Raw genomic sequence first — 12,023 nt, 5'->3', positions numbered from 1 at the left:
TATCTTTAAAGTATAAAGTTCTAGTAATTGCGTTTTTCGCGAAGCGTGCCTTTGGCAAAAACTTTTTTGTGCGGCAAAAAAGTTGATAATTCTATATAATGTAAATCAGTTGAGTATATACTCAAAAAAATAAAAGGTCTATATAATTATTTATATAGACCTTTTTATAAGGTAAGCATTTACTAATTAAAATAATAAAAACAAACTAAAGCCGCTTTGAAACACCATAAACCTCCAAAATGTCCAAAGCAGCCTTATATGCATAACACTTTAAAATCATGAAATTTAGTTTACATCATTAAAAGTATTAAGCAAAAATAACCTCCTTTAAAAATTTAACATAAACCTCTAAAATGATTTAATTTTATAAATCAGCTTTATTTAATATATTAGACGTATAAATGTATGAAAAAGTTCCCTATAAAAAATTCTTAAAAATAAAATTTAATAATTATTTATTGAAATATCTTCAAACAGCTTCATTAAAAATTAAATAATAATTTTGGATAAAACTGCAGTATGGTATTATAAAGCAGTTTTATCCGTTCTGATACATACAACACTATAAAACTTTTATAAATATCCCTTTTTATTCAAAAGTTTTAAGCGAAGGCATATTAAAATAAATATGCTTTTTAATTTATCATAAACCTCCAAATTATATATAATCATATATCTGTTTGATGTATTAGACGTATAAATCTTAAAAAAGTTTCATATTATAATATAAAATAATAAAAAATTAGAATTAAGACTTGAAATAATATATATTATTTAGTATAATATATTTATTAATAATAAATACCAATAAGGAGATTTTAATATGTCTGATAAAAAATTAACAACTGAATTTGGGGCTCCAGTTGAAAACAATCAAAACTCAATTACAGCAGGACCTAGAGGACCTATGCTTCTTCAAGATGTATGGTTTATGGAGAAAATGGCACATTTCGACAGAGAAGTAATACCAGAAAGAAGAATGCATGCAAAAGGCTCTGGGGCATATGGTACATTTACAGTTACACATGATATAACACAGTATACTAAAGCAAAAATATTTTCTGAAATTGGAAAAAAAACTGATTTATTTGTGAGATTTTCTACAGTAGCAGGTGAAAGAGGAGCTGCAGATGCTGAAAGAGATATTAGAGGATTTGCAATTAAATTCTATACTGAAGAAGGAAACTGGGACTTGGTAGGAAATAATACTCCAGTATTTTATTTCAGAGATCCTTTAAAATTTCCAGATTTAAACCATGCTGTAAAAAGAGACCCTAAAACAAATATGAGAAGTGCTCAAAATAAATGGGATTTTTTAACTTCTTTACCAGAAGCCATTCATCAAATAACAATAGACATGAGCGACAGAGGAATACCTTACAGCTACAGACATATGCATGGTTTCAGCAGTCATGCTTATAGTTTTATAAACAAGGAAGGTAAAAGATATTGGGTAAAATTCCATTTCAAAACTCAGCAGGGTATTAAAAATCTTACTGACGAAGAGGCAGCAGCTATAATAGCAAAAGACAGAGAAAGCTCTCAAAAAGATTTATTTGAAGCTATAGAAAGAGGCGATTATCCAAGATGGAATATGAAGATTCAAATAATGACAGAAGAACAAGCTAATGCAAGTAAAAGAAATCCATTCGATTTAACTAAGACTTGGTCTCAAAAAGAATATCCTTTAATTGATGTAGGAGTACTAGAATTAAATAAAAATCCTGAAAACTATTTTGCAGAAGTAGAACAATCAGCATTCAGCCCTTCTACAATAATACCTGGAATTGGTTTTTCTCCAGACAGAATGCTTCAGGGAAGATTATTCTCATATACTGATACTCAAAGATATAGACTTGGTGTTAATTATTCAAGCATACCAGTAAATGCTCCTAAGTTTAAAGCTAATACTTATCATAGAGACGGATATATGAAAGTAGATTCTAATAATGGCTCTAAAGTTGAATATGAACCAAACTCTCAAGGTGAATGGAAAGAGCAAAAAGAGTATGCTGAGCCTCCTCTAAAACTTTATGGTGATGCTTTTAGATATGATTACAGAGAAGATGATGATGATTACTACACTGATGCAAGAGCTTTATTTAATCTTATGACTGATGAACAGAAAAAAGTATTGTTTGAAAACACAGCAAGAGATATGGAAGGTGTTACTAAAGAAGTAAAATTAAGACATATTAAAAATTGTATGAATGTGGACAAAGCCTACGGATTAGGTGTTCTTAAAGCTTTGGGCATTGATGAGAAAGATATATGATAATTTTTTAGTATAACAATTTTTAAAAAATATAAAAACAATCAAACCATTATTAAGCTAATATCTTTTTAAATAAAGGTATTAGCTTTTATTTTATAAAAATATAATAAATATAATAAAAGAGAGCCATAAAAAATAGCCCTCTTTTATTATCTTATCACTATTATAAATAAATTAGTAATACTTATTTTTCTACTTCTTTATATTTAATCAATGCTTCTCTTAATATATTCATAGCTTTTTTCAAATCATTAGAATCTAATGCATAAGAAATTCTCACTTCATCTTTACCCAAGCCCTCAGTTGCATAGAAACCTTCAGCAGGAGCAAACATAACAGTCTCTCCATTAATATTAAAATCTTTCAAAAGCCATATTATAAAATCTTCAGCATTTTTAACTGGAAGTTTTGCAAGTACATAAAAAGCCCCTTCAGGCTCTCTAGCAACAACACCTTCCATTTTGTTAAGTTCTTCAAATATGATTTTTCTTCTGTAATCATATTCTTTTAAAGCAGCATCAAAATAATGATCTGGAAGCTCATACAAAGCAACAGCTCCAAGCATATCCAAAGTAGGAAGAGATAATCTTGCCTGACATTCTCTGAATACTGCTGTCATTAATTTTTTATTTTTACTGATAAGACAGCCTATTCTAGCTCCGCATGCAGAGAATCTTTTTGATATAGAGTCTATTATAACAACATTTTCTTCTATATCTTTATAAGTACCAAAACTAATTGCTTTTCTGTCTCCATAAACAAACTCTCTATAAACTTCATCGCTTATCAAAAATAAATCATATTTTTTTACTATGTATGCTATATCGTCCATCTCTCTTTTAGTATATACAACACCAGTAGGATTAGAAGGATTTGCAAGCATAAATGCTTTAGTTTTAGGCGTAATATGTTTTTCTATCTCCTCACGGCTTGGCAAATGGAAACCGTCTTCTGCATAAGTTCTAACAGCATTGTATTTAATATCAAATACATCATAGAAACTTTTATAATTAGCATACAAAGGCTCAGAAACTAATATCTCATCTCCTTCATCAAATATAGCAAGCATAGCAAATGATATAGCCTCAGAACCTCCGCTAGTTATAACTATATCCTCTACATCATAATGAATACCTAATTTTTCATAATATTTTTGTATTCTATCAATAAGCAAAGCCAATCCTCTTGAATGCTCATATCTAAGGGTTGTACCGTTATATTTAGAAATAGCTTCAAAAAATATCTTAGGAGTCTCTATATCAGGCTGCCCAATATTAAGATGGTAAATCTTAATTCCTCTTTTAAGAGCATCTTCTGCATAAGGGTTCAATTTTCTAACAGGCGAAACTTTCAATCTTTGAATTCTTTTAGATATATCCATAACACTTCTCCAATAATTATTATATATAGTAATCTAAAGATAAAAGATATATCAAATCACAAAAATTGTCAATATTTTAATAAAAAAAATAAATAAAAAAAGAATAATATATAAAAAATTATAATCTTAATAAAATTTATATAAATTATTTCAGTAACTTTATATCTATAATAAAGTTACTAAAACATATACTTATACATATAAATAATTTTTTAATATATAAACATAATATTACATTATAATTATTAAATTATAAAAATTTAATATATTGATTTTATAGAATCAAATTATCAAATAACTGCTATTGATAAAAGATGTTTTTTAATATAGAATTAATAATAAAAATGAAATATATGTATATAAAAGAAATTATCAAATTATTATTAATATTGTTATTCTCATCAATATACCTCTATCCATTTGGAGGAAAGCCAATAAAAATAGAAGAAGTAAGGCCATACTATACAAGTACAGAAACTGCAAAAATAGATATTTATATATATACAAATATAAGCGATAATACAAACTACAATTATATTACATTTGCAGTAGCAGATGCAATAGCCAATCAGTTGGAATATAATAAAACTATAAGACTTCAGTCTGAAACAAATTATACAATTATTCCCGTAGACTTTGAAAGGGCTTATGATTATAAAGTTTTCAAATTTACAAATATAACATATACAAGCAGGCAAGAAGGAACAAATATTACTATAATAACAAATTATGAATATACAACCTATACTAACTGGGGAGACGTACGCAGCAATGTAAAATTAATAACTCCTGAAACTAAAGGATTTGTACTTCAAACTAATGAAATGATATTCGACTATAACGGAACTAATGTAATACTAAAAGGTACTAATGATTTTATTCAAAAAGTGGATATAGGAAAAAACTATTATGAATATTTCGGAGATGACATAAAAAAATATGTATTTACCAGAAACTCTGATATAGCAATATTTGGAACTGTTGAATATAAAAGACCAAATATTAATGTAGTAACATATGTAGCATATATCAAAGATAGAAAGATAAGTTCATACTCTATGACTGTGCCTGAAGCAAGAATAGATGAACAAGTGCCAAATTATGCTTTAGAAATAGCAAATAGAATAAGCTATTTAGATAAAACAGGAATTATAGCAATAGATGTAAGCCCTCCAGACTCTTTTGTTTATGTTGATGATATATTTATAGGAAAAAGCGGAGATACATTATATGTTCCAGCTCTGACAACAAACAGCCATAGATTTACTATAAAAAAAGAAGCTTATGAAACTATAGATACTATGCTTTCATTTGAAAATCCTAATGAAAATATACTTCTCCAGTTCAAATTAGATGAACTTACAAATGCTGCCAGAGTACAGATAAATATACCAGGAGAAGAAGAAAGTTCTGTAGTTATAAATGGAGTAAAAGAAACTCCGACTAATGTAATAAATAGATACTTTGGTTTTGGTACGTATTCTATAAAAATAACAAATACAAATTATATAGATTATTACGGTACATTTACTGTAAACAGCACCAATTCTCTTAATCTTACTCCAAATATGAAACGATTTAAAGAACCAACATTAGCTGATAAAATATTTAAAAATTATGAAAGAAACACAAAAATATTTTTCGGACTAACTATAGCCAGTGCTATATTTTCAATAGGTACTTATGTATATGCAGGTGAAATATTAGATTCAACAATGGTAAAATACTATAATCAATATAAAAACTCTCCTAACAGACCTGAAGTAGATTTAAGAAACTATAATACTGCTATGAATATATATATAGCTGGAATGGTGCTTACTGGAGCATTTGCCCTAACTACAGGTATATATTATATGCTTTGGATAAATGAAAGTAATTTTGCTGTAGAGGAATTATCATTTAATGCAGGATACGGCGGAGCAAATATTATGTATTCATGGCGGTGGTAACAATATTAATCATATAAAAAACAAATAAATAACATTATTTTTTAAAATAAATTTGACAAAAATGTATTATTTACTATACTACTAATAATAATGCTTTTTAGGAGTTGTAATATGCTTAATATAATTTTTATAGGAGCTCCCGGTGTAGGTAAAGGGACTCAATCTGCTTTAATAGAAAAAGATTATTCTATAGCACATATTGCTACAGGCGATATGTTAAGAGAAAATATTTCTAATGGTACCGAACTAGGTAAAACTGCAAAATCCTATATGGACAAAGGTGAATTAGTACCAGATAGTTTGGTTATTGATATGCTTAAAGCAAGAATAACTAAAGATGACTGTAAAAATGGCTTTATGCTTGACGGATTCCCTAGAACTATGGAACAGGCAAAAGAATTATCATCTATACTTGACAGCCTAAATTATAAAATCAGTGCTGTTATAGATATATTTGCTTCTGAAGAGATAATAATAGACAGACTCTTAAAAAGAGGACGCGCCGATGATAATGAAGAAACTATCAAAAACAGATTAAAAGTATTTGAAAGTCAAAGTAAGCCAGTACTTGATTATTATAACGGCAAAGCAAAAATAATAAAAATAGAAAGCGTAGGAACACCAGAAGAAGTGTATGCTAAAATAAAAAAAGAATTAGATTCGCTATAATATATAATTATTTAAGTGTTAAGGCTGTAGTTTTTATGCTATGGCCTTTTTTATTTTAAAAAACATTTATTATTTTACAATTTTTTTTAATAAATAAAAATATTAGGCAAAATCATTTTTATAATATATATTCCGAAAATCTTTAAAAAGATTAAAAATATAGAAGAGAAATTATTAATTTGTAGGTTTATAAATATGTCTGAAGAAAAAGAGATAAAAAATATTGAAAACACAGAAAATATAAATGAAGAAACTGTTTCAGATAATGATAATGCTCCTAGAAAAGTAGTAAAAAAGAAAATGATAGTTAAGTCCAAAAATAAAGAAAATATCAAAGACTTGGATTTATCTTCTTACGGAGCTAGAAGACAGGCAAGAATATATGCTGTAATGTCTTTATATTCTTATGAAATTAATGAAAGAAAAATAAGTATAAATGATATTTTAGATTTTGATTATGATAAAAAAATACCTGAAAATATATTTGCATTTACAAGAAATTTAGTGGAAGGAACTATAAAAAATTTAGAGAGAATAGACAGCTTAATAGAAAAATATTCTAATAACTGGGACATAAAGAGAATACAATATGTAGACAAATCTATTATCAGAATGTCTATATATTCTTTAATATTTTTAAAAGACATACCTAAATCTGTAGTTATAGATGAGGCAGTCGAAATCGCTAAAATGTTTAGTGATAAAGATTCTTATAAATTTGTTAATGGGATTTTAGATGGTATACAGGAAGAAGACATACAATAGAAGACTAGCTAAATATAAAAATCTTCAAATGGTGGTTTTTATATTATGTATAGGTGCTTTAGGTTTTATAGCTATAATATCATTAAATGTAGCAATAATGCAGGGTAAAGTAAGGTTAAACTCTCAGGCCGCTGATGATTACACTTTGGCAAAAGAATACTATAAAAACAAAGACTACAATAAAGCTAAATCTATACTAAAAAAAGAAATAAGCACAACTATAGATCCTAAAAAACAGTATGAAGCAAATATACTGCTTGGTCAAATATATAATGAAACTGAAGATTATGATAATGCTATAAAAATATTTAATACTATGACAAATTCATTGTATTTAGACGAAAAGCTTAAACATAATCTAGGAATATCATATTTAGAAAAAGAGATGTATGATGAGGCTCTAACTTCATTAGAAACTTCTTTATCTATAAACAGCAATTATATACCTAGCCTTCTTACTTTGGGACGTTTCTATATGGAAAGAAACTTGCCTCGTTTGGCAAAAGGATATTATGAAAGAGTATTATCTTTAGAAGAAAGCGATGAAGCATTATTCTATGTTGGTTTAATAGCACTTAATGAAGGTTTTCAAAGTGTTGCTTATGATACTTTAAGTAAATTAGTACGAAGAAGCAAAGGAGAATATGCTGATAAGGCTGCTACAATACTCGGAGATATTTACGTAATATCTGGAGATACTGATAGTGCCATAGAAATGTATTTAAAAAGTTTAGTTAATTCTGATACTAAGCCAGACTCTATACGAAGACTTGTAAAAATATATGAGCAGGTTGAAGACTATGACGGCATAAAAAAAGTATATGAACAAATACTTGAACAAAACCCTAATGATGTTGATACTATATTAGCTTTGGGTGAATTATACGAAAAAGAAAATGCCTACGACAGAGCTATTAAGTATTATTTGAAATTAACAAAAATGAAAGATTATACCAATACTTATGAAGCTACTGGTCTTCTTGCCAATGCCTACTATAAAGGAAGTATGTTAAAAGAAGCAGAGGCTAATTATAAAAAAATTATAATGGCTGACAATAAAGATGATCTTTATAAAACAGCATTGGAAAGACTTGGAGATATAACATACAGACAAAAAGATTTTCTTCCTTCTCTTAAATATTATCAGGAGATATACAAAATAGAAACTAATAATGCTATATTTATGCCTAGACTTGGTGAGTTGGAGTTGTATTATGGTAATTCGGACAGAGGTATTAAATTATTAAAAGATTCTATTGCTGAAGAAGTGGGCAATGCCTTTCCTAGCAGAACACTTGCTATTTACTATGAAAGCATAGGCAATAATAATGAAGCATTAAATTATTACAATTACACACTTTCAAAATATCCTAAAGACAGAGAAAGTATATACAGAGCTGGAATGCTTTATTATAAAACTAAAGATTATGAAAAATCAAAAGAATCTCTGCTTATAGCAGCAAATGATGAAAACAATACAACATTAGTAAGAGAAAATGCTTGGATAACATTAGCTACTATGATGGAAGAGATACGCTCTTATAATGATGCTACAACCTATTACAGGCAGCTTGTGGAAATGTCACCTAGTGTAGAAAACTACATGCTTTATGGGGCTTTCTCTTATAGAAGGCTTCAGTATAATGATGCCATATATGCTTATAATGAGGCTTTAAATTTAGCATCGTCAAAGAGAGATTTATTTGATATTAATTTAGCTTTGGGTAAATGCTATTACAGAATGAATGAACTTGATAATGCAGAAGAAAGCTACAGAAATGCATTAAGCTACAACGGCAGTGATTCTCAGGCTAAAGACGGATTAAGACAGGTTTTGACTAAAAAAGAGCTTATGTACAATAATTGATTATTAGTTTTAGAAAGTTAAATATTTTAATCCTACAATCTTTTAATAATGAGGCTTTATTAATTATTTATTATTATTAAATATTACTAAAGCCTCTTATTTTTGCATTGTTAATATTTTATATTAGAATCGTTTCAAAAGTATTTTATAAAAATTAAGGATTTGTATAATATAACTTTTATATTACAGTTTCTTTTATACATTTATGTTTTCCATTTACTTACAGTCTAATTCTATATATTATTAATCTTTAATATATCTGTAAACACTTAAAATATCATCTCCCCATATTTTTACAGCATTTTCTGGTATAGGCTTATTTTTTCCTTCTTTTACATCAGACCACTTTCCTGTAAAAAAATACATATCTCTATTAAAAATAAAATATGTTAATTTTGCTTCTTCATTCATATTCCATTCATCAGATATTCCATACATAAGAGAGGCAAATTTATACATTTCTTTAATAGTCGAAATAGTTCTTATTGTATCTAAATCAAACTCTTCGCCATTAGAATCATCTATTATCGACTGCATTAATGCTTTATGATTATCATAACTATATTGTTTTGCATATAGATTTATGGTCCTAACAATATGTAAAGAAAGAGCGATACTTATAAAAATGGCAAATATAGGCAAAAAAGTTTTTAATTTTATAAAACGTCCTTCCTCTATATATTTTGTTAATATTAATATAGGGACAAATGATAAAGCAAATGCATTATAAATATAATGAAAAGTACCTGGTTTTGATTTTGCTATAAAAAACACTAATAATGTTGCAGGTATATATATTAAATATAATATCATACTTTCTCTTAACATTATATCTCTAACATCAAAAGATTGATTATTTTTTGTAAACACTTTTTTAGCAGAAAAAATAAAAGCAGTTATAGAAAAAGCTGCTGTAAGTAAGAGCATTAATGCCATAAAAACTAAAAAAGGATTATCTTTAAACCAAAAATAAAGTATAGCATTAGTTCTTCCATAAAAGATAGACATTTCTGTTGTAGGGTATATTAGCATGCAGTAAATTTGAGGAAGCCCTACTAATTTTCCTCCTTGTCTAAATGAAATCATTGACAATGTATTTGAAAAACCATTGTTAATTTCACTAATCAAATAAGGCAAGTATAATAAAAAAGATATAAACACACTTAACAAAAGCGGAACTATATATTTCTTTGTAAGTGTTTTAAATCTTATAATATGGTAAACTATTAATGACGGAACTATCGAAAAAAATACAGCAAAATGACATTGAGCCATTAAAGCAATAATAGGAAACATAAATAATGCTGAAACATATGAATATTTTCCATCTGATACATATTCGCAAAATAATATCAGTAATATAAATGATAAATATATCATTGGATTTGGATTATAAATATCTATACTTGCAAAAAATAAATATGCATTGCATAATAATAAAGCCGTAAATACAGCCGTTATATACTTACCAAACCTTTTATAAAGCCACAACAAAAATACAAATAAAACTAAAAAACATAGAAACATAAATACAATACGTGAAATAAAAAAATTTTCATTTGTTATTTTATAAATGAATGTATACAATATATAGTAAAATCCACCCGGCATTCTAGGAGTATAATCAGTATAGGCATCCCACATTTTTGTACCTAAAACTGGTAAAGAATTCATATTATAAAAAGTTAACATATCATCATATTGTTTAAAATTATCAATTTCAGCTTTTGCTCTTGGAAATCCATAAATATGTATTATTATTGTAAGTATTATAGGAATTATAAATGCACTATATAATATAATATTCTTTTTCATCTTTTTTATTATCCTTAAAATTATTCTATTGTTTTTTTTACTATATATTCAGGTCTTTTTTTGATTTCATTAAATATATTAGCCAAATACTCACTAATAACAGAAAGTGAAATTAACTGAAAACCGCCCATAAAAAGAATTGTAATTATAATAGAAGCCCAGCCTTTTACTAAAACCTCTGGATTAAATAGATACAAATAAAATACTCTAATAGAAAAAGCCAAAGCAACAAATATAGCTAGTATGCCTAAAAATAATGATATTCTTAAAGGCTTAACTGAAAATGATAATATTCCAGTAAGAGCCAACTTAAGCATTTTCTTAAAAGTATATTTTGTATGACCTGCTGCCCTTGCATCCCTCTCATATTCAAAAGCTCTCTGTTCAAAACCAGTCCAGCTTATTAAACCTCTTATATATTTTGGATTTTCACTAAAAGATTTATACGCTTCTATAACATTTTTATCTATAAGTCTAAAGTCTCCAGTATCAACTGGGAACTTTACTTCTGATAGTAAATTTATCAAACGGTAAAATAATGAGGCTGTTAGCTTCTTAAATATACTCTCACCCTTTCTTGAAACTCTTTTACCATAAATAATAGGAGTTTTAGTTTTCTCATATTCTTTTATCATATCTGGTATAATTTCAGGAGGATCTTGTAAATCGGCATCTATTATTATAGCTATATCCCCTTTAGAGTTATGTATTCCGCAGCTTACCGCAGCCTGATGTCCGAAATTGCGTGAAAAAGAAAAAAGTTTTACTCTGCTGTCTTTTTTATTTAATTCTTCTATTATTTGTTCCGTTTTATCTTTACTTCCATCATTAACAAAAATAAATTCACATTCATAGTTTAATAATTTTTTTGAAACATTATCAATTCTTTCATAAAGAGTATTTAAAACTTCTTCTTCATTATAGCATGGTATTATTATACTAATATTCATAAATAAAATATACCTTCATAGAAAAAGCTATAAATATTTTTTTTGCAATGACAAAATAATCTATTATTTTTTTGAAACTTGATTTCTGATTTCTGATTTCTGATTTCTGATTTCTGATTTCTGATTTCTGATTTCTGATTTCTGATTTCATAAATCTTCCTTAAGATAATAACTATTTTATTATACATCATAATAATATAAATTTCAATATTTTTTACTAAATAAAGTATTTATATTATTACAATTTATGTTATACTAGATTAAACATTTTTATTTTGTAAAATTATTATATACTTAAATATTAGTGTTAATTTTAAAATGGAGTATTTAATTTATGGCTAGAGTTAAA

At 26.8% G+C, this 12,023-nt stretch carries 9 protein-coding genes; 5 read left to right on the top strand and 4 right to left on the bottom strand.

What is annotated here, in order from left to right; translation table 11 throughout:
- The first annotated feature begins 823 nt into the window (after positions 1-823).
- A complete protein-coding gene (locus F811_RS0101730; RefSeq protein ID WP_020003575.1) occupies positions 824-2,275 on the top strand; it encodes a catalase in 1,452 nt (483 codons plus the stop codon).
- A 184-nt stretch (positions 2,276-2,459) separates the two neighbouring features.
- Here the strand turns inward: F811_RS0101730 and F811_RS0101725 are convergent, their stop codons facing one another.
- Positions 2,460-3,656, bottom strand: a complete 1,197-nt coding sequence (locus tag F811_RS0101725; protein WP_020003574.1) for a pyridoxal phosphate-dependent aminotransferase — start codon at positions 3,654-3,656, stop codon at positions 2,460-2,462.
- A gap of 353 nt (positions 3,657-4,009) precedes the next feature.
- On the opposite strand from F811_RS0101725, the gene F811_RS0101720 reads away from it, so the two are divergent.
- The 4 genes from F811_RS0101720 (at position 4,010) to F811_RS0101705 (ending at position 8,909) form a co-directional block, all read left to right on the top strand.
- Positions 4,010-5,608 carry a hypothetical protein gene (locus F811_RS0101720; RefSeq protein ID WP_026364311.1) on the top strand — a complete coding sequence of 533 codons (1,599 nt, stop codon included), beginning with the start codon at positions 4,010-4,012 and terminating at the stop codon, positions 5,606-5,608.
- Between the two features lie 111 nt (positions 5,609-5,719).
- On the top strand, positions 5,720-6,277 hold the full coding sequence (locus F811_RS0101715) for an adenylate kinase (protein WP_020003572.1): 558 nt from the start codon (positions 5,720-5,722) through the stop codon (positions 6,275-6,277).
- Between the two features lie 195 nt (positions 6,278-6,472).
- Positions 6,473-7,042: a transcription antitermination factor NusB gene (gene nusB, locus F811_RS15395; RefSeq protein WP_020003571.1), complete on the top strand. Its 570-nt coding sequence runs from the start codon at positions 6,473-6,475 to the stop codon at positions 7,040-7,042.
- Complete coding sequence (locus F811_RS0101705) at positions 7,014-8,909, top strand: tetratricopeptide repeat protein (RefSeq protein ID WP_020003570.1); 1,896 nt, start codon at positions 7,014-7,016, stop codon at positions 8,907-8,909. The genes nusB and F811_RS0101705 overlap by 29 nt, the downstream gene beginning before the upstream one ends.
- A gap of 243 nt (positions 8,910-9,152) precedes the next feature.
- Here F811_RS0101705 and F811_RS0101700 read toward each other — a convergent pair whose 3' ends face one another.
- From F811_RS0101700 to F811_RS16420, 3 genes are read right to left on the bottom strand one after another with little or no spacing between them, the layout of a single operon-like run.
- Positions 9,153-10,724 (bottom strand): hypothetical protein, encoded by a 1,572-nt coding sequence (locus tag F811_RS0101700; RefSeq protein WP_020003569.1) that lies wholly within the window; start codon positions 10,722-10,724, stop codon positions 9,153-9,155.
- 20 nt (positions 10,725-10,744) lie between these two features.
- A complete protein-coding gene (locus F811_RS0101695) occupies positions 10,745-11,674 on the bottom strand; it encodes a glycosyltransferase family 2 protein (protein ID WP_020003568.1) in 930 nt (309 codons plus the stop codon).
- Positions 11,664-11,825 carry a hypothetical protein gene (locus F811_RS16420; protein WP_020003567.1) on the bottom strand — a complete coding sequence of 54 codons (162 nt, stop codon included), beginning with the start codon at positions 11,823-11,825 and terminating at the stop codon, positions 11,664-11,666. The genes F811_RS0101695 and F811_RS16420 overlap by 11 nt, the downstream gene beginning before the upstream one ends.
- Positions 11,826-12,023 lie beyond the last annotated feature (198 nt).

The sequence above is a fragment of the Brachyspira innocens ATCC 29796 genome (assembly GCF_000384655.1).
Taxonomy (GTDB): Bacteria; Spirochaetota; Brachyspiria; order Brachyspirales; family Brachyspiraceae; genus Brachyspira; species Brachyspira innocens.
Note: the sequence above shows the minus strand (reverse complement) of the source record. Positions and strands in the feature narration are given on the sequence as shown.